The organism is Cognatiluteimonas telluris, assembly GCF_011320095.1.
Classification (GTDB): Bacteria; Pseudomonadota; Gammaproteobacteria; order Xanthomonadales; family Xanthomonadaceae; genus Cognatiluteimonas; species Cognatiluteimonas telluris.
This window is the reverse complement of the sequence record NZ_JAANOY010000001.1, coordinates 240,109-262,698: the sequence shown is the minus strand read 5'-3', so window position 1 is coordinate 262,698 and position 22,590 is coordinate 240,109. Positions and strand designations below refer to the sequence as shown.

Here is a 22,590-nt window from a genome sequence, read left to right as displayed (position 1 = left end):
GCCCGGTCGACTCAGGCTGGGCGGTACGGCCGTGCGCTGTGCTCGTGGACGGCCGCGACCAGCGCGGCGACGTGCTGCGGATCCATGTCCGGCGACAGGCCGTGGCCAAGGTTGAAGACGTGTCCCGCACGTGAGCCGCCGTTGCCGGCCGCGTAGCTGTCGAGGGTAAGCCGCACCTGTGTGGCGATCGCTTCCGGCGCGCCGTAGAGCATCGCCGGATCGAGGTTGCCCTGCAGCGCCACCTGGCCCCCGGTACGGCGGGCGGCCTCTTCGAGCGTTACCGTCCAGTCGACGCCGAGACCTTCGCAGCCGCTGGCGGCGAGGTCTTCCAGGTAGGGTGCATTGCCCTTGCCGAACAGGATCAGCGGGGCGTGGGCGTCGCCTTCGCCGCGCGGGAGCTCGCGCGCGATCCGCTGCAGGTAGGGCAGCGAGAATTCGCGATACATCGCCGGCGACAGTGCGCCACCCCAGGTATCGAAGACCTGCAGCACCTGCGCACCGGCGGCGCGCTGCGCGGCGAGGTAGGCGATCACCGCATCGGTGTTGACCGACAGCAGCCGGTGCAGCGCGGCCGGATCGTTGAGCGCCATCGCCTTGATGGTCGGGAAGTTGTCGCTGCCGCCGCCTTCGACCATATAGCAGGCCAGCGTCCACGGGCTGCCGGAAAATCCGATCAGCGGCACGCGGCCGATGCCGTCGGCATCCCGCAGCTCGCGCCGGATCAGGCGCACCGCATCCATGACGTAGCGCAGTTCGGACTCCATGTCCGGCACGCCCAGGCGCGCGATATCGTCTGCCGTGCGCAGCGGGTGCTCGAACTTCGGACCTTCGCCTTCGACGAAATACAGGCCCAATCCCATCGCATCGGGGATGGTGAGGATGTCGGAAAACAGGATCGCGGCGTCCAGCGGGAACCGCGCCAACGGCTGCAGCGTGACTTCGCAGGCGAGTTCCGGCGTCTTGGCCATCGCCAGGAAGCTGCCGGCGCGCGCGCGGGTGGCGCGGTATTCGGGCAGGTAGCGTCCGGCCTGGCGCATCAGCCAGACGGGGGTGCGGTCGACGGGTTCGCGGCGCAGCGCGCGCAGCAGGCGATCGTTGTGCAGGGGCATCGGCGGGAAACTCACTCTTCTATGTCGTCATTCCCGCGACGGCGGAAATCCATGGATGTTGCGGTTGGTCCGGCGCGCAGTCGCAGCCGAGGTGATGCCGGTTTGGAACGCCGCTTGCGGGAAACAAAGGAAGCGGTCGCATTGACGACGCCGCCCGCCGTCAACGCGGTGCCTCCGCCCCCTGCGCGAACATCAGCTGGAAGCCCTTCTTCAACTGCGCATCGCGGGCGCGCTCGAAGGCCGCCTGCGCGCTCGCCTGGTCCAGGTACTGTTCGCGCTTGAGCTGGCTGCGGCCGCCGATCTGCCCGCTTTCGCGCACCAGCGCCCAGCCGCCAAGCAGGTCCGGTTCCAGCATCAGTTGCACGAAGCGGGGGGCTTCGCGGCCGTCGGGATGTTGTTGCAGCAGCAGGCGCATGGCCGCGCATTGTAGCCGGACGCCCCGGTCTTCCCGCTGCAACGCGACCCGCGCTGGGCGGCCGCGGCCGGTGCGGCGGCTGCGTGCGCCGGGAGTCAGGTGGAGTGCAGCACCTGCCGCACCGCGTCGTCCGGCACCGCAGGCTGCACCCGCGCCGCGCCCGCGCGTTCCCACAGCACGAAGCGCAGCCCGCCGGCCTGCGCCTTCTTGTCCAGGCGCATGCGTGCCAGCAGGGCCTCCGGATCCAGGCCGGGCGGCAGCGCTACCGGCAAGCCGAACTGCTGCAGCAGCATCCGCAACCGGTCGGCGTCGGCCGCGGGCGCCAGGCCGAGCGCCGTCGACAGCCTCGCCGCCAGGACCATGCCGATGGCGACGGCCTCGCCGTGGTTGCAGCCGCCGTAACCCTGTTCGCTCTCGATCGCGTGGGCGAAGGTATGGCCGAAGTTGAGCAGCGCGCGTTCGCCGTGCTCGCGCGGGTCGCGCGTGACGATCGCGGCCTTGTGTTCGCAGCTGCGTGCGATGGCCTGCGCCAGCGCGGTCGGGTCCGACGCCAGCAGGGCCTCGGCATGGGCCTGGAGCCAGTCGAGGAACGCAGCATCGACGATCGCGCCGTACTTGATCACCTCGGCAAAACCGGCGCGCAGTTCACGCGCAGGCAACGTGCGCAGGGTATCGGTGTCGGCGAGCACCGCGCGCGGCGGGTGGAAGGCGCCGATGAGGTTCTTGCCCTGCGGCAGGTCGACCGCGGTCTTGCCGCCGACCGAGGAATCGACCATCGCCAGCAGCGTCGTGGGCAGCTGCACAACATCGATGCCGCGCATCCAGCACGCCGCCGCGAAACCGGCCAGGTCGCCGACGACGCCGCCGCCGAGTGCGAACACGCAGGCATCGCGGGTGGCGCCGAGTTCGGCCAGCTCGCGGCTGAGCTCGGCGAAGCTGGCAAGGGTCTTGGACGCTTCGCCCGAGGCGATGCAGCTGACGATGACCTGCGCATCCGCGCGCTTTGCCTGCAACGCCGACGCCACGCGCGCGGCGTACAAGGGCGCGACGTGGGTGTCGCTCACGACCAGCACATGGCGACCGCGCACCTGCGCGGCCAGCCGCGCGCCATCGTCGAGCAGGCCCGGGCCGATGTCGATCGCGTACGGCGCCGCGCCGCCGACATCGACGCGTCGGATCCCGGACGTCATGCCGCGACCGCGCCGCGCTGCCAGCGGCCTTCGAGCAGTCGCGCCAGCGCGCTGGCGGCATCGGCCGACGACAGGCCCTCGGTGTCGAAGCACAGGTCGGCGACCTGCAGGTACAACGGGGTGCGGAAGGCGGACATCGCCTGCAGGACCTCGGCGCGGTCGTCGCGCTGCAGCAGCGGCCGGCTGCGATCGCGCGCCAGGCGTTGCAGCTGGCCGTCGACGCTGACCTGCAGGTGGACCACGAAGCCGCGTGCCTGCATCGCTTCGCGATTGCCGGCATCCAGGATCGCACCGCCACCGGTGGAAATCACGCGGCCGTCGCCGGCGAGCAGTTCGGCCAGCGCCAGTCGCTCGCGGGCGCGGAAACCGGCTTCGCCTTCGCATTCGAAGATCGTGCCGACGGCGGCGCCGGTGCGCAGTTCGACGTCGCGGTCGGCATCGACGAAGGCCAGCCCGAGCGCGTCGGCAAGCCGCCGCCCGATCGACGTCTTGCCCGCGCCCATCGGGCCGACCAGCACGAGGTTGGGTGCCGGGTTCATGTCAATGCGGCCATGTCAACGCGCCCATGTCATCTCGCCCAGCGGATGCCGCTGCGCGTCGAGCGCGATCGTGCGGTCGGCGATCGCGGGCCACGTGCGCATCGCCTGCCGGCTGACGCGCTCGAAGAACTGCACGAAGCGCTGCACCTGCGCCTGGCTCATCGCCTGGCGATCGGGGTGCTGCGCCTGCAGCGTCTGTTCCTGCTGCCAGCGCCACTGCGGCACGATGTCGAAGCCCGGTCCCTGCAGGAACAGCAGCCGGTCCAGTCGCGTCCACAGCGGCGGATAGTCGCGGCCGAGCGCAGCGTTGCTCCAGCGCCGCCAGGTGCCGTCGGGATCCTCGTCGCGTTCGAGCGCATTCATCGGTTCGACGAGATCATCCGGCGCCTGCGGTGGTACTTCCAGGAACCAGCCTTCCAGGATCACGCCGTCGGCGCCCTCCACCAGCGGCCACTGCGCGCGCGGCAGGCGGTCGTCGGCGATCTTGTCGAACCGCGGCAACGCCACCGGCCGCTGCGCGCGCAGGGCATCGAGGGTTTCACAGGCGAGCGCGACGTCGTGCGTGCCGGGTACGCCGCGGGTGGCGCACAACGGATGCACTTGGCGCGCGAGCGCCTGGCGTGCCTCGTGGCCGAGGTAGAAGTCGTCGATCGACAGCGCCACCAGTCGCCGGCCCCGCTGCGCGGCGCGCGCGACCATCTGTGCGCTCAGGGTCGACTTGCCGGTCCCCTGCAATCCGGCGATGGCGTAACAACGGCTGGCGTGGGCCTGCATGTCGGCCAGGATGGCGTCGACGAACGCGTCGGCGTAGCCGGCATGAGCCGGAGGGTGCGGTGCGGCGGTCATCGCGAGACAATGCGCCCGGGCAAGAACGGACGAATAGTATGGCCGACCTGTATGGACAAGCGCTGGCGACGTTCGATGCGCTGTTCGAGGAAGCGCTGGCCGCCGGCGAGCCCGACCGCACGGCGATGGCGGTCGCCACCGCGACGCTGGATGCGCGTCCGTCGCTGCGCACGGTGCTGCTCAAGGCGCACGACGCGCGCGGCTTCGTTTTCTACACCCACCTGGACGGGCGCAAGGGCCGGGAGCTGCAGGCCAATCCGCAGGCCGCGCTGCTGTTCCACTGGCCGCGCGTGCGGCTGGGCGTGCAGGTGCGGATCGAAGGCGCGGTCGAGACCGTGGCCGACGCCGAGGCCGATGCCTACTTCGCCTCGCGGGCGCGGGTGAGCCAGCTCGGCGCGTGGGCGTCGAAGCAGTCCGAGACGCTGGATGCGCGCGAGACCTTCGAGACGCGCCTGGCGCAGGTCGAACGTGAATTCGAAGGCCGCGACGTGCCGCGCCCGCCGCGCTGGACCGGCTTCCGGGTCAAGCCGAACCGGATCGAATTCTGGTACGCCGCGCAATACCGGTTGCACGACCGCACGGTGTACGAGCGCGACCGCGCGGGCGACTGGTCGACGCGGATGTTGTATCCGTGAGCCACGGACGGGCGATTCGTAGCAGCTTCAGCCACGAGCTCTTCCCTTGCGATCGATGCGGCAAGGATGGCTGCCAACTGAGGCCTTGTTTCCAACGATCGATGCCACGAGCGTCCGCGCGACGATCGCCAGAAGCGTTCGCATGAGCGGACCGCAACGGATCGTCTGCCTCACCGAGGAGCCGACCGAAGTGCTGTACGCGCTCGGTGAGCAGGCGCGGATCGTCGGCATCAGCGGGTTCACCGTGCGCCCGCCGATCGCGCGGCGGGAGAAGCCCAAAGTCAGCGCGTTCACTTCGGCCAAGATCGACGAGATCCTCCGGCTGGAACCAGACTTCGTCGTCGGCTTTTCCGACATCCAGGCCGACATCGCCAGTGCGTTGATCCGCCATGGCGTCGAGGTCTGGATCAGCAACCATCGCAGCGTCGACGGCATCCTCGACTACATCCGGCGGCTGGGTGCGCTGGTCGGTGTCGGCGCAAAGGCAGAGGTGTACGGCGACGGTCTCCGCGCAGGCCTGGACGCCATTGCCGCGCGGGCAGCGGCGTTGCCGCGGCGGCCGAAGGTCTACTTCGAGGAATGGGACGAGCCGCTGATCAGCGGCATCCAGTGGGTCGCCGAACTGGTGCGCATCGCCGGTGGCGACGACATCTTTCCCGAACGCGCGGCGCAGTCGCTGGCCAAGGGCCGGATACTCGAAGATTCCGGCGAGGTCGTCGCGCGCCGCCCGGACATCATCCTCGGCTCGTGGTGCGGCAAGAAATTCCGCCCCGACAAGGTGGCCGCGCGCGCGGGCTGGGCGGCGATCCCCGCCGTGCGCGATGGCCAGCTGCACGAGATCAAGTCACCGATCATCCTGCAGCCGGGTCCGGCGGCGTTGACCGACGGCGTGCGCGCGATCGCCGCGATCATCGATGCCTGGGCCGCGGCGCAGCCGCCTACTGCGGATAGAACTCGCGGCTGAAGCTCATCGCCGCCGGCGGCTGTCCCGGCACTGACAGTTGAAGGTCGAAGCGCAGCGTGGCCGGCAACGTGGTGGACATGGTGCCGATCGAATCCATTGCGTCGCCGTCGCGCACCTGCCGCATCGCGACGGTTTGGGTGCCGCCGGTCAGGTCACGTGCACGGGCAGTGACCATCACCGGCACCGGGGTGGCCGACGCCGGCGGCCCCTTGCCCGCGACCACCAGCAACAGCAACGTGCGTGGATCGCGCGCGACGCCATATTGCCGGGCGACGCTCGCCGGGAGGAGCGAGGTCTGCACGACGCTGGCCCGCACCCAGGTGTCGCCGACCTGAAGGACCGCATCGCCGGTGGCGACGGCCGCGGCGCTGTCGTTGTCGTTGGCCGCAGGGGCAGGCGATGGCGCGTTGCATGCGCTGGCCAGCACCATCGAAAGCGCCAGGGCTGCCAGCCTGAGGAGGCGAACGTTCATGCGCACGGCGCCTGCTCGAACTGCCGGGACAGTTCACGGCTGCGCCGGCTGGCCGCATCGATCGCATCGCCGACCAGCGCGGGCAGTCGCCCATGCTCGAAGACCTCGATCGCGGCCTCGGTCGTCCCGCCGCCGGAGGTCACGCGCGCGCGCAGCTCGGCCGGCGTCGCGTCCTCCTCCACCAGCATGCGCGCCGCCCCCAGGATCGTGCGCAACACCAGCGTCCGCGCCGCTGCTTCGGGCAGGCCCTGCGCGCGGGCGGCGTCGAGCATCGCCTCGGCCAGCAGGAACACGTAGGCCGGGCCGCTGCCCGACACCGCGGTCACGGCGTCCAGCAGCGCCTCGTCGTCGAGCCACACCACCGGGCCGGCGCTGGCGAGCAGGCGTTCGGCGCAGGCGCGGCCATCGGCGTCGACGCGCGCGTTGGCGAACAGACCGGTGACGCCCGCGCCCAGCAGCGCCGGGGTGTTGGGCATCGCGCGCACGATCGGCAATCCGCCGCCGAGCCATCGCTCCAGTTGCGCGGTGGTGATGCCGGCGGCAATCGAAACCACCAGCGGCGATGCTGCCTGCGCGGGCCCGGAGAGCGCCTCGCAGATGTCGCGCATCACCTGCGGCTTGGCGGCCAGCAGCCAGGTGCCGGCGCCAGCGACGGCGTCGCTGTTGTCCGAGAAGACCGGGACATCGAAATCGCGATGCAGGGCTTCGCGCACGCCTGGGACCGGTTCGGCGACCTGGATCGACGCCGCCGCGGTGCCGTCCCCCAGCAGGCCGGCGATCAGGCTGCGCGCCATGTTGCCGCCGCCGATGAAGGCAAGTGTGCCCGGCGTGGCCGGCAGTGCATCCGTATCCGTCATGGTCGTCCGTGTTTGCGGGCAGGGCAGTGTAAGGTGCCGTGAGTGATCCCTCAGTGCGCGCCCCGGCCGGTTGTCGGCGCCGGACGGGCCCCGAACAAGGCCGTGCCCACCCGCACCAGCGTGGCGCCTTCGGCGATGGCCTCGGAGAAATCGCCGCTCATGCCCATCGACAGGGTGTCGATCGCGGGATGGTCTTCGCGCAGGCGGTCGAACAGCCGCTTCATCCGCGCGAAGGCCTCGCGCCTGCGAGCCATGTCGGGAGCGGGCGCGGGAATGGCCATCAGTCCGCGCAGCGCCAGGCGTGGCTGGGCCACGATCGCCGACGCCAGCGCGGCGACATCCTGCGGCCGGCAGCCGTGCTTGCTGGCCTCGTCGTCGATGTTCACCTGCACCAGCACGTTCAGCGGCGGCATCGATGCCGGCCGGTGCCGTGCCAGGCCATCGATCAGTTTCTCCCGGTCGACGGTCTGCACCCAATCGAAGGTCTCGGCCGCATCACGCACCTTGTTGGATTGCAGGTGGCCGATCAGGTGCCACTCGAGCCCGGGATCGGCGAGCAGCGCGCGCTTGGCCTGTGCTTCCTGCACGTAGTTCTCGCCGAACGCCGGTCGCCCCTGTTCATCCCGGCCGCGTCCCTGTTCATGCAGCAGCACGCGCCATGCGGCCGCCATTTCCGCGACCGCGGTCGCAGGCTGGTGCTTGGAGACCGCCAATAATCGCGGCGATGGCCGACCAGCGCTGCCTGCGGCGTTTTCCAGTCGTTGCAGCAGGGATTTCAAGGCGCGCGCAGGCACGTCGGGATCCTGTCGGGTCGGCGGATTGACGCCGGAAATTTCAGCCTATACTGCGGCGCGGGGGGCCTGGATTCCACCCGGGTGCGGCTGGATGCGCATCCTGGCGGTCAACAAAGCGCCGCGGAAACTTCGCAAGCATCAGTCGAGCTCAGGGGAGCACGCATGGATATCGCCGAGCTGTTGGCGTTTTCGGTCAAGAACAAGGCTTCGGACCTGCACCTGTCGGCCGGCCTGCCGCCGATGATCCGGGTCGATGGCGACGTCCGCCGCATCAACATACCGGCGCTGGACCACAAGCAGGTCCATGCGCTGGTGTACGACATCATGTCGGACAAGCAGCGGCGCGATTACGAGGAATTCCTCGAGGTCGATTTCTCGTTCGAGATCCCCGGGCTGGCGCGCTTCCGTGTCAATGCCTTCAACCAGAACCGCGGAGCGGGCGCGGTGTTCCGCACCGTGCCGTCGGAAGTGCTGACGCTCGAGGACCTGGGTTGCCCCAAGATCTTCAAGGACCTGATCGACCAGCCGCAGGGGCTGATCCTGGTGACCGGGCCGACCGGCTCGGGCAAGTCGACCACGCTGGCGGCGATGATCGACCACATCAACAAGAGCGAATACGGTCATGTCCTCAGCGTCGAGGACCCGATCGAATTCGTGCATACCGCGCAGAAGTGCCTGATCAACCAGCGCGAGGTGCATCGCGACACGCATGGCTTCAACGAGGCGCTGCGCTCGGCGCTGCGCGAGGACCCCGACTACATCCTGGTCGGCGAGATGCGCGACATCGAGACCATCCGCCTGGCGCTGACGGCCGCGGAAACGGGCCACCTGGTGTTCGCCACGCTGCATACCTCGTCGGCGGCCAAGACCATCGATCGCATCATCGACGTGTTCCCGGCCGGCGAGAAGCCGATGGTGCGCTCGATGCTGTCCGAGTCGCTGCGTGCGGTGATTTCGCAGGCGCTGCTCAAGAAGGTCGGCGGCGGGCGCACCGCGGCCTGGGAAATCATGGTCGGCACCCCGGCCATCCGCAACCTGATCCGCGAAGACAAGGTCGCGCAGATGTACTCCTCGATCCAGACCGGCCAGCAGTACGGAATGATGACACTGGACCAGCACCTGCAGGACCTGGTCAAGCGCAACCTCGTCACCAAGGGCCATGCGCGCGATTATGCGAAGGACAAGCGGCTGTTCGACTGACCTCGACGGCCGTGGGTATTCGGACTGGGAATCCGGACCCGGATTGGCAGGCAGTCGTGTGATGCTTCCGCCATGAACCGTTTTCCCGAAGACCGATCCCGAACCGAACCCCCGGAGTCACGGCATGAGCAGCATCGATTTCACCTCGTTCCTGAAGCTGATGGCGCACCAGAAGGCGTCCGACCTGTTCATCACCGCCGGCATGCCGCCGTCGATGAAGGTCAACGGCAAGATCTCGCCGATCACCCAGAACCCGCTGACGCCGCAGCAGTCGCGCGACCTGGTGCTGAACGTGATGTCGCCCCCGCAGCGCGAGGAGTTCGAGCGCTCGCACGAGTGCAACTTCGCCATCGGCGTGTCCGGCGTCGGCCGTTTCCGTGTCAGCTGCTTCTACCAGCGCAACCAGGTCGGGATGGTGCTGCGCCGGATCGAGACCAAGATCCCGACGGTCGAGGAGCTCAGCCTGCCGCCGATCATCAAGACGCTGGCGATGACCAAGCGCGGGATCATCATCTTCGTCGGCGCCACCGGCACCGGCAAGTCGACGTCGCTGGCGGCGATGATCGGCTATCGCAACCAGAATTCCACGGGCCACATCATCACCATCGAGGATCCGATCGAATTCGTGCACAAGCACGAGGGCTGCATCATCACCCAGCGCGAAGTCGGGATCGACACCGACAGCTGGGACGCGGCGCTGAAGAACACCCTGCGCCAGGCGCCGGACGTGATCATGATCGGCGAGGTGCGCAGCCGCGAAGGCATGGACCACGCAATCGCCTTCGCCGAGACCGGCCACCTGGTGCTGTGCACGCTGCACGCCAACAATGCCAACCAGGCGATGGACCGCATCATCAACTTCTTCCCCGAAGACCGTCGCGGCCAGCTGCTGATGGACCTGTCGCTCAACCTCAAGGGCGTCGTCGCGCAGCAGCTGATTCCAACGCCCGATGGCAAGAGCCGGCGGGTGGCGATGGAGATCCTGCTCGGCACGCCGCTGGTCCAGGACTACATCCGCGACGGGGAGGTGCACAAGCTGAAGGAAGTGATGAAGGAATCCACCAACCTTGGCATGAAGACCTTCGACCAGGCGCTGTTCGAGCTGTACCAGGCCGGTGAGATCTCCTACGAGGACGCGCTACGTTATGCGGACTCGGCCAACGAGGTCCGCCTGCGGATCAAGCTCGCCCAGGGTGGCGATGCGCGCACGCTGTCGCAGGGCCTGGATGGCGTCGAGGTCGCGGAAGTCCGCTAGGGGTTTCCACCGCCGGCCAGCGGCCGGACCGGTCCGACACGGGACCCATCGGCATCGGCCGTGGGTCCCGTGGCCGTTTATCGCCGGCCCGGTATCGCCCGGATGCGCGCCATCAATGCCAATGCATCGAACGGCGCGTGCACCTTGGCGTCGTTGTCGAAATAACAATAGACGTCGCGCCCGCCCCGCTTGCGGGCCGCGCCGCCGATGCGCCGCGCGCCGGCGAGCTCGGCGCCCTGCGACCATGCCGTGATGCGCGTCGCCCAGCGGTCCAGGGCCGCGCCTGCGTAGCCACTCACGTAGAGCTGTGCATCGCCGTGCAGGCGGACGTAGACGAAGTCGGCGGTGACATCCTCGGCATAAGGGAATTTCCCCCCCGTGTCGGCGACGACGAGCGCGACGTTGTGGCGACGCAACTGGGCGAGGAAGGGAGCCGTGCAGAAGCTTTCGTGCCGGACCTCCATCGCGTGCCGGAGCGGACGATCGCGGTCGATCGCCAGTGCGCTGCGCCCGCGCATGCGGCCGACGTCGCGGCGGCGGGCGACCGCGAGCGCTTGCCCGCTGCTGCGCGGAAGTTTCGCCAAAAAGGCTTCGATGACATCGGCGTCGTAGCGGAAGGTTGGCGGCAATTGCCAGAGCATCGGCCCCAGCTTGTCGCGCAGGCGCAGCACCCCGGAGGCAAGGAAATTCGCCAGCGGCTTGTCCAGGTTGCGCAGCCGCAGGATGTGGGTCAGGTACCGCGGGCCCTTGACCGCGAATTCGAAATCTTCCGGCGTCGCGTCATGCCAGGCGCCGTAGCTCGCCGGCGTCTGCAGCGAGTAGAACGATCCGTTGATCTCGATGCTGTCGAAGCGGCGCGAAGCGTAGTCCAGCTCGGCACGCTGCGGCAGGTCGCGTGGATAGAACACGCCGCGCCACGGCGCATAGCGCCAGCCGGAAATGCCGATGCGGATCGCCATCGGGCGATGCTGGCGCGAGGGTGGTTGAAGCCGCGTGAGCCGCCTCCGGCATCCGGCATCCTGCGTCCCGGTAGAAGCGGCTTCAGCCGCGAGCTCTTGTTTTGGAACCGGCCGGAAAAGCCCGCGGTCGAAGCCGCTCCTACGTAGCGGTGCGGTTGCGCGAAGTCACGTTACTTCGGCGCCAGGCGCGTGGGCAGCGGAACGTTGCACAGGTCGATATGGCCAGCCGGCACCTTGTACCAGTCGTCGCGACGATTGCGGCGTGACTCGACCACGGCCCGGAACAGCGGTGTATCCGTGCGCAAGACCTGCAGGGCGGTGCGCTGCGCGGCCGGTACGTCCGAGGCCAATGCGATCGACTGGATCGGAACGCGCTGCGCCGCCTTTTCGTAGAAGCCCAGCGGTCCGGTGCCACGGGGCAGCGTGGATAGCAACTCCATCCCCTGCACCACGCGACCGACGACGGTGATGTTGCGATCCAGCTGCCGGGGCGACTGGCCATCGACCACGTACAGCTCGCTGCCGTTGCTGGAGTCCGCGGCCATGTCGCGCCCGGCCCCGACGGCGCCGTAGCAATGCGCCAGCCAGGTGCTCCCCTGCTGCGGATCGCGCGCGACCGGGAAGCCGTCGCTGAAGCCAACCTCGGGCGCCCAGCCGTCGCTGTCGGGCAGTCGTTCGAAGGGAACCCCGGTACTGCTACGAGTGAATTCCGCCGGCAGGTGCGCCTTCGCCGTGCCAAGCGACCTGCGGTCCTTGTCCTCTTCGGTCGGATCGCCCCATTGCACGACGAAATTGTCCTGCGAACGGTTGATGCTCAGCCCGTCCCAGTAATGTTCATGGGCCAGCGTGCGGATGTTGGCCACGTGGGCGGGTGCGAAAGCCGGCGCCAGTTCGATCACCACCCGGCCGCTCGCCAGTTGCAGGTAGAGCGTGTTGGCCGGATCCAGGCGACGCCAGTCCGAAGGCTGCGAGGCATCCAGCAGCTCCTGCATCGATTTGGGCTTGTCCGCGTTGGGCGCGACGCCATCCGCCGGCCGCGGCGTGACCGGCCCGGCGGCGCGTGCCGGCGCGCAGGCTGGCAGGAGACAGGCCGAAAGCAGGCAGGCGGACAGCAGGCAGGCGGACGGCGTGGCGATGCGCATGGGCAACTCCTCGAAGGTCGCCCGAGTTTAAAGGCGGTCGTGCGCCCTGCGGCGAGCCTGCCCATGCGCGTGTGGCGATCCTCAGTCGTCGTGGCTGCGACCGGAACCGGATTTCTTGCCGCCGCCGTCCTGCTTGTTGACGGTGGCCCAGGCGATGCGCTCGGCGTCGTCCTTGGATTTGCCTTCCTTCTTTTCGCTCTCCTCGATGTGCTGCGCCTGGCGCTTCTGCTTGTCGGTGTAGCTGGATTTATCGCCCTGTGTCATGGGTTCCTCCGACGGCCGCGAGGGGAAGGCGGCCTGCGCGGGAACCTTACGTCGGCGACCGTCAACGGCCAGCGAACCGGTGCCACGCAACGGGTCGTCTGTCCGGGGGACACGGTGACTACTGGCACATCCGCTATATCGGAGTGGACACTAGTATTGCCTCCGTCCTAGATGTAGGTCTCCCATGAGCGATCCCAATCCCACTGCCGAGCTCGTCGAGTCGCAATCGCGCAAGTTCCAGAAGGAACTCAGCGCAGGCACCGTGTCGCTGGCGCTGCTGGCGGTCCTCGGCGGCGCGCCCGAACCGATGTACGGCTACCAGATCGCCAAGCGGCTCGAGCAGACCGGCCAGGGCGTGCTCGCCGGCAAGCAGAGCGCCCTGTATCCGGTGCTGCGCAACCTCGAGGGAGCGGGCCTGCTCGACAGCCATGTCGAACCCTCGATCGCCGGCCCTCCGCGCCGCTATTACCGGATCACGATCGCCGGCCGCGAGGTGCTCGCGGCCTGGATCGGCGCCTGGCGCGCCACCCGCGATTGCGTCGAATCCGTCCTGCCGGGCGGCAGCAGCCCCAACCCCAGCGCCAATCACCTGGAACCTGCACCATGAACAGCCTTCCAACCAGCATCGCGTCCTACCTCGAGCAGCTGCGCGCCGCGCTGGGCAACGCCGATCCGGCCCTGGTGCAGGACGCGCTTTACGACGCCGAGGAATACCTGCGCTCGGAACTGGCCGAGCAGCCGGGGCGATCGGAAGCCGAAGTCATCGCCTCGGTCGCCGGCAGCTATGGCGCGCCGGCGGAAGTCGCCGACATCTACCGCGAAACCGAAGCCACCGTGCAGACGGCCCTGCGCGCGCCGCCACCGCCGCCGCGACGTTCGCTGATCGGCCGCTTCTTCGGCGTCGCCGCCGAACCCCGTACCTACGCCGCGCTGTTCTACATGGTGCTGGCGCTGGCGACGGGCATCTTCTATTTCGTGTGGGTGGTCACCGGGATCTCGATGTCGGCGGGATTCGCGCTGCTCATCATCGGGGTGCCGTTCGTGATCCTGTATTTCGGCTCGGTGCGCGTGCTGTCGCTGGTCGAAGGTCGGATGGTCGAAGCCATGCTGGGCGAACGCATGCCACGCCGCCCGTTGTACGGTGGGCGCGGGCGGCCGTGGCTGCAGCGCATCGGCGCGATGTTCACCGATCCGCGCACGTGGTCGACCCAGCTCTACTTCCTGCTGATGCTGCCGCTGGGGATCGTGTATTTCACCTTGGTGGTGAGCCTGCTCAGCCTGTCGCTGGCGCTGGTCGCTACGCCATTCCTGATGCTCGTCGGGCATGGCGACGCGATCACGCTCGATGGCGTCGGCATCGACCTGATCGGCGCGCCATGGAGCGGGCCCTTGGCAGGTATCGTCGGGGTCCTGCTGCTGTTCGCTTCACTGCACCTGGTGCGGCTGATCGGTGGCTGGCACGGGCTGCTGGCCAAGCACCTGCTGGTGAAGTCGGCGGGGTAGCGCGAAGCGTCGGGGAATCGAGTCGCGAGCGGCGAGCTCGCGGCTCAAGCCGCTCCTACGCAGGGCGGCGATCGGCGGCCGCGATGAAATCGCGGACCTGCGGGTAGACCTCGGTGCGCCAGCGGCGGCCACTGAAGATGCCGTAATGGCCAGCCCCGGCCACCGTCAGGTGCGCCCGCGCGGCTTCGTCGATGCCGGTGCACAGCGCATGCGCCGCGCGCGTCTGGCCCCGGCCGGAGATGTCGTCGAGCTCACCTTCGATCGTCATCAATGCGGTGCCATGGATCTTCGCCGGGTTTACGCGCTCGCCGCCGACGTCCCAGAGCCCGCGCGGCAACAGGTGCTCCTGGAACACGATGCGCACGGTGTCGAGGTAGTACTCGGCCGGCATGTCCAGCACCGCGTTGTATTCGTCGTAGAAGCGCCGGTGCGCGGCGGCGTCCTCGAGGTCGCCCTTGACCAGATCCTGATAGAAATCCCAGTGCGACTGGAAGTGGCGCTCGGGATTCATCGCCATGAAACCGGCGTGCTGCAGGAAGCCGGGATAGACGCTGCGCCCGCGCCCCGGGAAGTTGCCCGGTACGGCCTGGATGACGTTGTCCTCGAACCACGACAGCGGCTTGTGGGTGGCGAGGTTGTTGACTGCGGTCGGCGATTGCCGGGTGTCGATCGGGCCGCCCATCATCACCAGCGAGCGCGGCGTCGGCTCACCGGCCGTGGCCATCAGCGACACCGCGGCCAGCACCGGCACCGTCGACTGGCAGACACTGACCACGTGCAGTCGATCGCTGCCGATCGCGCGCATGAAGCGCTGCAGGCTGGCGACGTAATCGTCCAGCGTGAACGCACCGTCGCCGGCCGGCACCATGCGGGCGTCGATCCAGTCGGTGATGTAGACCTTGTGGCCCTGCAGCAGCGTGCGCACGGTGTCGCGCAGCAGCGTGGCGTGGTGCCCGGAGAGCGGCGCGACCACCAGCACCGGCGGATCGTCCTTCAGCCCGGCGATGCTGCCGGCGTCGTCGCTGTAGCGCTTGAAGCGCAACAGGCGGCAGAAGGGGGTGCGTTCGACTTCCTTCTCGACGACCGGGTAGGCGGCGCCGTCGATCTCGACCTCGTGCAGGCCGAACTCCGGCTTTTCGTAATCCTTGCCGATGCGGTAGAGCAGCTCGCAACCGGCCGCCACGCGAGTGGCCTCGGGCATGCCCGCCAGCCAGCTGCCGGGGGCGGAGAACATCTTGGCGCCGGCCTCGGCCCAGTAGGTGTAGGGCGCCATCCCGGCGCGCCAGAGTTCATGGAACTGGTAGAGACCTTGCCCGGCGAACAGCATGCGCATCCCCTGCACCTGCGGATCGGTGCGGCAGTGCAGCATAACCGTGCGAAGTCGCCGCGGCCGTCACCGGACTGTGACGCATGCCTCAGTTTGGCAGGCGTCAGTCCTGGGCCTCCAGCGCAGTCGCCGACCCCCGGCGCGCCGGCGAAAGCCAGCAATGCGAGCCGAGCGCGGTGAAGCCCAGTGCCGCCAAGCGCTGGCGATAGAACCGTGCCGGGCGCGGCTTGAACTCGTGCTCGTCGCCCTCGGCGGCATCCTCGCGGGCGAAAGTCTCCAGGAACGCCACCCCGCCGCACAGCGCCGCCAGCCCCGGCAGTCCGCGATCGAGCTCTCGGGTGGGCAGGTAATGCAGCACGTCGCTGCACACCAGCAGGTCGACCGGCGCGCAGGGGCGCAGCAGGCCGAAGTCGCCGAAGCGCGCGAAGTGCACGTTGCGCGCGCGCCCGTAACGCTCGATCGCGTAATGGCTGGCGTCGAAGCCCAGGTACCGGGCGTCCGGACGCAGCCGCCGCAACGGCGCGCGCCAGGCGCCTTCGCCGCAACCGATGTCCAGCACGCTGCGCAGCGGACGCTCGAGATGGTATTCGGCCGTCGCCACGGCCAGCGCGACCTTGCGCGCCAGCCGCTGCGCGCCGCCGATGCCGCGCTGGCGATACCACTGGTCGAAGTAGGCGCGGTCGTAGGTCTTGGTCATCGGGCGGGCGCCGGGAGGGTGCGTATCATCGCATCACGCCGCGGCCGCCCCGCCGCGCTGGAGCGATGCATGGGCCAGGCCTACTTCCTCACCAAGACCGCCCACGTGGTGTTCGTGATCGCGTGGATGGCGAGCGTGTTCTACCTGCCGCGGATCCTGGTCAACCTGGTCGAAGCCGGCGACGCGCCGGCGGTGCGTGCGCGGTTGCTGCTGATGGGGCGGCGGCTGTATCGCTTCGGGCACGTGATGTTCGGCTTCGCGCTCGTGTTCGGGCTGGCGCTGTGGTTCGGCTTCGGCATCAGCGGGGCGTGGCTGCACGCCAAGCTCGCGCTGGTCGTGCTGCTGCTGGTGCACTTCGTCGTCGCCGGGCGCTGGCTGAAAGGCGTCGATGCGGGACGCGCATTGCCCTCGACCACGGCGCTGCGCTGGTTCAACGAGCTGCCGGTGCTGCTGCTGGTGGCGATCGTCTACCTGGTGCTGGTCAAGCCGGCATTCCTGCACGGATGAGGGGCCGCCAGCGCGAGCTCGCACTGCGCTTCCTCGCCGAACCGGCCGACGTCAACTACGGCGGCAAGGTCCATGGCGGCGTGGTGATGAAGTGGATCGACCAGACCGGCTACGCGGCCGCGCTGGGATGGAGCGGCCGCTACTGCGTCACAGTCGCGGTCGGCGGGATCCGGTTCGTCGCGCCGATCCGCATCGGCGACCTGGTCACCGTCTCGGCCAAGCTGGTGCACACCGGCACCAGCAGCATGCAGTTCGCCGTCGACGTGACCGCGCGCGATCCGCGCGAGGGGGGTGCGGGCGAACGGTTATGCACCCATTGCGTGATCGTGTTCGTCGCGCTCGATGCGGTGGAAGGCGCACCGACGCCGGTGCCGGCCTGGGCGCCGGGCACCGACGAGGACCGCCGGCTGGCGGACTACGCGCGCCAGGTGATGGAATTGAGCAAGGGGATCGAGCAGACCATCGCGCGCTACCGCGACGCGGACGCCGACGCCTGAGCGACGCCTGGCCAGAACGGACGCGCAACAAAAAAGGCCGCCCGGAGGCAGCCTTCGCAATACACCATCAACTGCGCTCAGAGCCCGGCGACGCGCCGCGCTTCCATGTACTTGTCGCTCCAGTAGCCGCTTTCCAAGCTGGAGACGGTGACGTCGCGGCCGGTGCGCGGCGCGTGGAGGAAGCGGCCGTCGCCGACATAGATGCCGACGTGGTCGACGCGCTTGCCGTGGTGGGTGCCGAAGAACACCAGGTCGCCGGGGGACAGCTTGCTGCGGTCGCTGATCAGCTGGCCGCTGGTGGCCATGTCGCGCGAGACGCGCGGCAATTCGATCCCCAGCGCGCTGCGGAACACATAGCCGACCAGGCCGCTGCAGTCGAAACCGTCGGTGCTGGTGCCGCCCCAGCGATAGGGCGTGCCGAGCAGGGCGAGCGCGTGCTGGAGGACGCTCTGGATGCGGCCGGCGGGCGCGGGACGGCCATTGGCCTGGTGCGGGTGGATGGCCGACGGGCGCAAGGTGGCGCCGGCGAACATGGCGCTGCGGTTGGGAAGCTGGATTTCATCGCTGATCGCTGGTGCTGCCAGCGGCGCGGGCGTGATGCTGGCGGCGGCGAGCGAGCCGGTCTCCGCGACGGCGGGTACGGCCTGCTGGGCCAGGACCGGTGCGGCAGTCATCAGCAGCAGGCAGCCGCACAAGGCGGCGCGCAGGCCCCGGCGCGGGGCGGAGGAAGGGGTGGCGGCAGGGCGGCCAAGCGATAGGTCGGATGTCGTCACGCGGACTTCACTGCTGTGAGGTGGACGTGATGGTGCCCCAGCCTTCCCGCCAAAGGGTTCAAATTGCGTTATGAAAAGGTGAAAACAGGGGCGATGCCCGTCACGGTTCAGCCCCGTAACCCATTCATTTCAGTGAAGAACGCGCTTGGCGCCTGAATAGTGGTCGCGCCAGTAGGGTCCGTCGAGCCGGTCCAGCCGCACCGTGCCGCCGGTGCTGGGGGCGTGGACGAAGCGGCCTTCGCCGACATAGATGCCGACGTGGCTGACGGCGCCGGCGCTGCCGAAGAACACCAGGTCCGCGGTCGCCAGGCGATCTTCGGGAATCCGCGGCCCCTGCATCGCCGCCAGGTCGCGCGAGCTGCGCGGCAAGCGCAGGTCGAGCATGTCGCGGTAGACGTAATTGACCAGGCCGCTGCAGTCGAAGCCGCCTTCGGGCGTATTGCCGCCGTAGCGGTAGGGCGTGCCGACCAGGCCCAGGGCGCGCATCAGCACGGCATTGGCCGACGCCGGATCGGCCGGCGCCACCGTCGGCCAGGCGCGCGTGGAAGCCGACCGTGGTGGGGCACGGCGGACGGCGTCGTGGCCGCAGCCGGCGAGCAGTCCCAGGGCCAGCAGGCCGCCGAGCAGCCGTCCTCCGGGAAGGCGGTCCCATCGCGATGGCGCAATCCGCAACCGGCGCTTCGAATCCGTGCCAGCGCGTGCGCCGCACACAACCGCGATCAACGCCTGCCATCGCGCGGCGCGTGGCACAGGGGCGTGTCTCGAGGTCGCGTTGGCTGGCGCCGCGTCGGGTGAGCCGGGATAATGTGCGGCTCCGCGGAGGCCGGCTTGGGCATGCGTATTCACGCCGCACAGCTTCGCGCCTTCACGCCGCTGCGACAAGCGTGCGGGCGACCCGCACGTTTCTCCCCTGCCGCATCGCGGCCCAACACGAGAGCCGCCATGAAGATCGAGAAAGACCGCGTCGTGCGTTTCCACTACGCCGTGTCCGAGCCCGGCCAGGAGGCGCTGGAGAGTTCGCGCGAAGGCGAGCCGCTGGCGATCCTGTTCGGCCACGGCAACATCATCCCGGGGCTGGAAAAAGCAATGGAAGGGCACGAAGCCGGCGACAGCTTCAGCGCCGATGTCGCTGCCGCCGACGCCTACGGCGAGAAGCGCGACAACCTCAGCCAGCGCGTGCCCAAGAAGCACTTCGGCGCCCAGCGCCTGGAGCCTGGCATGCAGGTGGTGCTGAACACCAACTTCGGCCCGCGCGCGGTGACCATCCAGAAGGTCGGCATGAGCGTGGTCGACGTCGACCTCAACCATCCGATGGCGGGCAAGGACCTGCATTTCGACATCGACATCGTCGAGGTGCGCGAGGCGACCGCCGAGGAACTCGAGCACGGGCACGTGCACGGCGACGGCGGCCACCACCACTGATTGGCTGCGTGCGCGGCAGCAATGAAAACGGCCCGCTCGCGCGGGCCGTTTCCGTTTGCAGCCTGGAACGATGGATCAGTTGACGCCGACCGCACTCCACGCCGCGGCCACCGCGCTGGTCGAATATCCCAGGTCGGAGGCGGCGTTGATGGTCGCGGCGCGCGCACCGGCGTAGTTGGTGTTGGACGTCATGTACACCGTCAGCGCGCGGTACCAGATCTTCTCGGCCTGCACGCGGCCGATGCCGGTCACGCTGCTGCCGTTGCACGTCGGCGAGCTGACGGTATGGCCGCCGAACGACTTCGCCGCGCTGCCTTCGGCCAGCAGGTAGAAGAAGTGGTTGCCGATCGCCGAGCTGTAGTGCACGTCGAGCGAACCGACGTTGCTGCTGTAGCAGTCGGGCGACGTGCCATCCAGGCTCGGCTGGTACATGTAGCGCAGCGCCTTGGTGCCGTTGGGATTACTCATGTACAGCTCTTCGCCGATCATGTAGTCCGGGGTGTCGTTGGCATTGTTGGCATAGAACTCGACCATCGTGCCGAAGATGTCGGAGTTGGACTCGTTCAGGCCGCCCGACTCGCCGGAGTAGGTGAGGTTGGCGGTGCGCGCGGTGACGCCGTGCGACATCTCGTGGCCGGCGACGTCGATGTCGACCAGCGGATAGATCGAACGCCCGTCGCCGTCGCCGAAGGTCATGCAGAAGCAGCTGTCCGACCAGAACGCATTGGAATAGCTGCGGCCGTAATGCACGCGACTCAGCGCGCCCTTGCCGTCGTTGGCGATGCCGTTGCGGCCGTGGACGTTCTTGTAATAGTCCCAGGTGGTGGCGACGCCGTAATGCGCGTCGGCGGCCACGGTGGCGCGGTCGGCGGTGCTGTTGTTGCCCCAGCTGTTGTCGGCGTCGGTCAGCAGGGTGCCGGTGCCGCTGGTGCGACCGCCCAGGTCGGTGGTGTAACCGCCGCCGCGACTGTCGTCCTTCATCTGGTAGGTGCCGCTGCTGCACTTCTCGGTGGTGATGGCGACGTCGCCCGAGAACAGCGATTGGCCGGTGCCGCTGGCGCTGGTGATGCCCGAGCAGGTCGTGCCGCCACCGCCGCCGCCACCAGGCCGCTTGGCCTTGGCCTGGCGTGCGGTCTCCACCGTATCCCACTGGCCGAGCAGCGCGCCGGTATGCGCGTTGATGACGTAGTGCATGTCGGTCGGGGTCTGGTCGGCCTTGATGCCCGAATACATGACCTCGTAAGCCAGCGTCGGCGCGCCGCTGCGCGCGTCGATGATCAGGCGCGACGTCGGCACGCCGTTGAAGCCGGTGCCGAAGCGGGTGCCGGCCTCGACGATCGCCTGGTTGGCGCTGATGGTGGGCGTGATGTTGGGCCGGCCCGCGGTCTTCAGCGTCTGGCTGATCGACTTCAGGCTGCCGTTGCGCTCGTGGACGACGACGTCGCCGCCCAGAACGGGCAGGCCACGGTAGGTGCGGTCGAAGCGCACGTGTTCGGTGCCGTTGCGGTCGACGATCACGTCGCGCGCGACGAAGCGGTCGGCATCGGCGCGGTGCAGCGCCGCACCATGGCCGTCGATCAGGCCCAGCGCGCGGCTGACGGAGGCGGCGTGTGCCGGCATCGCGGCGATCGCGGCGGCAGGCAGCGTCAGCGCAGCGACGACAGCGACGCTGAGCAGGTGGTTTTGCAACTTCATTCGGTAGGACCCCTTAAGGTGTGGACGCCGTGCAGGCGGCGGCGTGCCATCTGGCACGGCAGCGACCATTACCCAGCCGGGGCCCTGCGTCATGGCGCGGTGCACCATACGGATGGCGCGACCGACGAATGGCTTCGGGAGCGTGATGTGGTTCACAGAAACCGGCTTGGTGCTCCGGTTTTTCGTGACCACCACCTCGGGAAGTATGTTGCGGTGCAAAATAAATGCGCAGCCGAAGGACGGGTTTTGGCCTGCGGCGAAGGTCCGGGGAGACGCGGTGAAGGAAGTGCTGATCATCGGGGGCGGCGTGGTCGGACTCGCCTGCGGGCTGGCCCTGCGCGAAGCCGGCCGTCCGGTGCGGGTCCTGGAGGCCGGCACCGTCGGCTGCGGAAGCTCGCATGGCAACTGCGGCACGATCACCCCCAGCCACGCGTTGCCGCTGGCCGCCCCGGGCACCGTCGGCCGCGCGCTGCGGTGGATGGCGACGCCGGATGCGCCGCTGTACGTGAATCCGAAATTCGATCCGGCGTTGTGGTCGTGGCTGCTGCGTTTTGCCGGGTGTTGCAACCGCCGCGACTGGCTGCGCGCGGGCGCGGCCAAGGCGGCGCTGTTACAGGCCTCGCGCCAGGCCTTGCCGGAGTGGGTCGCCCGTTACCGGCTGGAATGCGAATTCCAGCCTGGTGGCACCGACCACGTATTCCGCAGCGAACAGGCGCTGGCCGGCGTCCAGGCCGAGCGGCGCGCCCTCGCCGAGCTGGGGATCGCCAGCGAGCTCATCGATGGCCCGCGTTACCAGCGCGAGGAGCCCGCACTTCTCGACGGCGTCGTCGGTGCGGTGCGATTCCAGGGCGACGCCAGCCTGCGCCCGGACCGCTACGTCGCCGGGCTGGCACGCGCATTGCGCGAGGCCGGCGGCGAGATCGTCGAAGGCTGCGAGGTGACCGGCCTGCGCGAGGACGCCGACGGCCCGTGCCTGCGGACCAAGCGCGGCGACATCCGTGGCGCGGCCGTGCTGGTCGCCACCGGCGCATGGTCGCCGCGACTGGCCGCGGCGCTGTCGCCCGGCCTCGGCCCGCTGCGCCGGGCGATGCAGCCCGGCAAGGGCTACTCGATCACGTATGCGCGCCCGACCCCGGCGCCGCGGCGGCCGCTGGTGCTGCACGAGCGCAGCGTCTGCGTCACCACCTGGGAAGACGGCTACCGGCTGGGCAGCACGATGGAGTTCTCGGGCTTCGACGACACCCTCAACCGCCGTCGGCTGGCCGCGCTGGAGCGCGGTGCGCGCGAGTACCTGCGCCAGCCGCTGGGCCCGGCGCGACGCGAGCAGTGGTTCGGCTGGCGGCCGATGACCTACGACGACCTGCCGATCATCGGTGCGGTGCCGGGGACGCGGTCGCTATGGCTGGCGACCGGCCATGGCATGCTCGGCGTCAGCATGAGCGTCGCCACTGCGCAACTGGTCGCGGACCTGATGACGGGCCGCGCGCCGCACGTCGATCCGGCCCCTTATCGCCTGGAACGCTTCTGA

General features: G+C 69.0%; 25 protein-coding genes and 1 pseudogene. 10 read left to right on the top strand and 16 right to left on the bottom strand.

What is annotated here, in order from left to right; genetic code table 11:
* Nucleotides 1-11: 11 nt before the first annotated feature.
* The 5 genes from hemE to G7B67_RS01275 all read right to left on the bottom strand — a co-directional run bounded on the left by hemE (nucleotide 12) and on the right by G7B67_RS01275 (nucleotide 4,099).
* Nucleotides 12-1,109: a uroporphyrinogen decarboxylase gene (gene hemE, locus G7B67_RS01295; protein ID WP_166206576.1), complete on the bottom strand. Its 1,098-nt coding sequence runs from the start codon at nucleotides 1,107-1,109 to the stop codon at nucleotides 12-14.
* A gap of 160 nt (nucleotides 1,110-1,269) precedes the next feature.
* A complete protein-coding gene (locus G7B67_RS01290) occupies nucleotides 1,270-1,524 on the bottom strand; it encodes a WGR domain-containing protein (RefSeq protein ID WP_166206573.1) in 255 nt (84 codons plus the stop codon).
* Between the two features lie 95 nt (nucleotides 1,525-1,619).
* Nucleotides 1,620-2,714 carry a 3-dehydroquinate synthase gene (aroB, locus tag G7B67_RS01285; protein ID WP_166206570.1) on the bottom strand — a complete coding sequence of 365 codons (1,095 nt, stop codon included), beginning with the start codon at nucleotides 2,712-2,714 and terminating at the stop codon, nucleotides 1,620-1,622.
* Nucleotides 2,711-3,253, bottom strand: coding sequence for a shikimate kinase (locus tag G7B67_RS01280; protein WP_166206567.1), 543 nt, complete (start codon nucleotides 3,251-3,253; stop codon nucleotides 2,711-2,713). The genes aroB and G7B67_RS01280 overlap by 4 nt, the downstream gene beginning before the upstream one ends.
* Before the next feature lie 15 nt (nucleotides 3,254-3,268).
* Complete coding sequence (locus tag G7B67_RS01275) at nucleotides 3,269-4,099, bottom strand: kinase (RefSeq protein WP_425482394.1); 831 nt, start codon at nucleotides 4,097-4,099, stop codon at nucleotides 3,269-3,271.
* Between the two features lie 38 nt (nucleotides 4,100-4,137).
* Here G7B67_RS01275 and pdxH point away from each other — a divergent pair, with 38 nt between their 5' ends.
* Together pdxH and G7B67_RS01265 are read left to right on the top strand one after the other, a co-directional pair.
* Complete coding sequence (gene pdxH, locus G7B67_RS01270) at nucleotides 4,138-4,734, top strand: pyridoxamine 5'-phosphate oxidase (RefSeq protein WP_166206564.1); 597 nt, start codon at nucleotides 4,138-4,140, stop codon at nucleotides 4,732-4,734.
* Between the two features lie 142 nt (nucleotides 4,735-4,876).
* Nucleotides 4,877-5,698 (top strand): ABC transporter substrate-binding protein, encoded by an 822-nt coding sequence (locus tag G7B67_RS01265; protein WP_166206561.1) that lies wholly within the window; start codon nucleotides 4,877-4,879, stop codon nucleotides 5,696-5,698.
* Here G7B67_RS01265 and G7B67_RS01260 read toward each other — a convergent pair.
* The 3 genes from G7B67_RS01260 to G7B67_RS01250 are packed head-to-tail and all read right to left on the bottom strand — an operon-like array spanning nucleotide 5,673 to nucleotide 7,821.
* Nucleotides 5,673-6,170 (bottom strand): DUF4426 domain-containing protein, encoded by a 498-nt coding sequence (locus G7B67_RS01260; protein WP_166206558.1) that lies wholly within the window; start codon nucleotides 6,168-6,170, stop codon nucleotides 5,673-5,675. The genes G7B67_RS01265 and G7B67_RS01260 overlap by 26 nt on opposite strands.
* Nucleotides 6,167-7,027, bottom strand: a complete 861-nt coding sequence (gene proC / locus G7B67_RS01255) for a pyrroline-5-carboxylate reductase (RefSeq protein WP_166206555.1) — start codon at nucleotides 7,025-7,027, stop codon at nucleotides 6,167-6,169. Before proC ends, G7B67_RS01260 begins: the two co-directional genes overlap by 4 nt.
* Before the next feature lie 50 nt (nucleotides 7,028-7,077).
* Entirely contained in the window at nucleotides 7,078-7,821 is a 744-nt protein-coding gene (locus G7B67_RS01250; RefSeq protein ID WP_243412192.1) for a YggS family pyridoxal phosphate-dependent enzyme, read from the bottom strand.
* Between the two features lie 162 nt (nucleotides 7,822-7,983).
* Between G7B67_RS01250 and G7B67_RS01245 the strand changes: the two genes are divergently transcribed.
* Together G7B67_RS01245 and G7B67_RS01240 are read left to right on the top strand one after the other, a co-directional pair.
* Nucleotides 7,984-9,021: a type IV pilus twitching motility protein PilT gene (locus tag G7B67_RS01245; protein ID WP_166206552.1), complete on the top strand. Its 1,038-nt coding sequence runs from the start codon at nucleotides 7,984-7,986 to the stop codon at nucleotides 9,019-9,021.
* Between the two features lie 124 nt (nucleotides 9,022-9,145).
* Complete coding sequence (locus tag G7B67_RS01240; protein WP_166206549.1) at nucleotides 9,146-10,276, top strand: PilT/PilU family type 4a pilus ATPase; 1,131 nt, start codon at nucleotides 9,146-9,148, stop codon at nucleotides 10,274-10,276.
* A gap of 77 nt (nucleotides 10,277-10,353) precedes the next feature.
* On the opposite strand, the gene G7B67_RS01235 is transcribed toward G7B67_RS01240, so the two are convergent.
* From G7B67_RS01235 to G7B67_RS01225, 3 genes and pseudogenes are all read right to left on the bottom strand, one after another.
* Entirely contained in the window at nucleotides 10,354-11,235 is an 882-nt protein-coding gene (locus G7B67_RS01235) for a DUF72 domain-containing protein (RefSeq protein WP_166206546.1), read from the bottom strand.
* A gap of 170 nt (nucleotides 11,236-11,405) precedes the next feature.
* Nucleotides 11,406-12,377, bottom strand: coding sequence for a peptidylprolyl isomerase (locus G7B67_RS01230; RefSeq protein WP_166206543.1), 972 nt, complete (start codon nucleotides 12,375-12,377; stop codon nucleotides 11,406-11,408).
* A 96-nt stretch (nucleotides 12,378-12,473) separates the two neighbouring features.
* Nucleotides 12,474-12,641, bottom strand: a pseudogene (locus G7B67_RS01225) (HupB); the annotation flags it as partial.
* 184 nt (nucleotides 12,642-12,825) lie between these two features.
* Between G7B67_RS01225 and G7B67_RS01220 the strand changes: the two are divergent.
* Nucleotides 12,826-13,248, top strand: coding sequence for a PadR family transcriptional regulator (locus G7B67_RS01220; protein ID WP_166206537.1), 423 nt, complete (start codon nucleotides 12,826-12,828; stop codon nucleotides 13,246-13,248).
* The gene (locus G7B67_RS01215; protein ID WP_166206534.1) at nucleotides 13,245-14,144 is read left to right on the top strand and encodes a sensor domain-containing protein; all 900 of its coding nucleotides are present in this window, start codon (nucleotides 13,245-13,247) and stop codon (nucleotides 14,142-14,144) included. Before G7B67_RS01220 ends, G7B67_RS01215 begins: the two co-directional genes overlap by 4 nt.
* Before the next feature lie 55 nt (nucleotides 14,145-14,199).
* Here G7B67_RS01215 and G7B67_RS01210 read toward each other — a convergent pair whose 3' ends face one another.
* Nucleotides 14,200-15,477, bottom strand: a complete 1,278-nt coding sequence (locus G7B67_RS01210; RefSeq protein ID WP_166206874.1) for a polyhydroxyalkanoate depolymerase — start codon at nucleotides 15,475-15,477, stop codon at nucleotides 14,200-14,202.
* Nucleotides 15,478-15,574: 97 nt separating this feature from the next.
* Nucleotides 15,575-16,168: a class I SAM-dependent DNA methyltransferase gene (locus tag G7B67_RS01205; RefSeq protein ID WP_166206531.1), complete on the bottom strand. Its 594-nt coding sequence runs from the start codon at nucleotides 16,166-16,168 to the stop codon at nucleotides 15,575-15,577.
* 69 nt (nucleotides 16,169-16,237) lie between these two features.
* Here G7B67_RS01205 and G7B67_RS01200 point away from each other — a divergent pair, with 69 nt between their 5' ends.
* Both G7B67_RS01200 and G7B67_RS01195 read left to right on the top strand, forming a co-directional pair.
* Entirely contained in the window at nucleotides 16,238-16,675 is a 438-nt protein-coding gene (locus G7B67_RS01200; protein ID WP_166206528.1) for a CopD family protein, read from the top strand.
* Complete coding sequence (locus G7B67_RS01195) at nucleotides 16,672-17,172, top strand: acyl-CoA thioesterase (protein WP_166206525.1); 501 nt, start codon at nucleotides 16,672-16,674, stop codon at nucleotides 17,170-17,172. The genes G7B67_RS01200 and G7B67_RS01195 overlap by 4 nt, the downstream gene beginning before the upstream one ends.
* Nucleotides 17,173-17,249: 77 nt before the next feature.
* On the opposite strand, the gene G7B67_RS01190 is transcribed toward G7B67_RS01195, so the two are convergent.
* Nucleotides 17,250-17,945 (bottom strand): C40 family peptidase, encoded by a 696-nt coding sequence (locus G7B67_RS01190; protein ID WP_243412191.1) that lies wholly within the window; start codon nucleotides 17,943-17,945, stop codon nucleotides 17,250-17,252.
* Nucleotides 17,946-18,074: 129 nt separating this feature from the next.
* The gene (locus G7B67_RS01185) at nucleotides 18,075-18,611 is read right to left on the bottom strand and encodes a C40 family peptidase (RefSeq protein ID WP_425482396.1); all 537 of its coding nucleotides are present in this window, start codon (nucleotides 18,609-18,611) and stop codon (nucleotides 18,075-18,077) included.
* A 276-nt stretch (nucleotides 18,612-18,887) separates the two neighbouring features.
* On the opposite strand from G7B67_RS01185, the gene G7B67_RS01180 reads away from it, so the two are divergent.
* On the top strand, nucleotides 18,888-19,367 hold the full coding sequence (locus tag G7B67_RS01180) for an FKBP-type peptidyl-prolyl cis-trans isomerase (protein WP_166206519.1): 480 nt from the start codon (nucleotides 18,888-18,890) through the stop codon (nucleotides 19,365-19,367).
* Nucleotides 19,368-19,442: 75 nt separating this feature from the next.
* Here the strand turns inward: G7B67_RS01180 and G7B67_RS01175 are convergent, their stop codons facing one another.
* Entirely contained in the window at nucleotides 19,443-21,056 is a 1,614-nt protein-coding gene (locus G7B67_RS01175) for a M4 family metallopeptidase (RefSeq protein ID WP_166206869.1), read from the bottom strand.
* 283 nt (nucleotides 21,057-21,339) lie between these two features.
* Here G7B67_RS01175 and G7B67_RS01170 point away from each other — a divergent pair, with 283 nt between their 5' ends.
* Nucleotides 21,340-22,590, top strand: coding sequence for an NAD(P)/FAD-dependent oxidoreductase (locus tag G7B67_RS01170; RefSeq protein ID WP_243412190.1), 1,251 nt, complete (start codon nucleotides 21,340-21,342; stop codon nucleotides 22,588-22,590).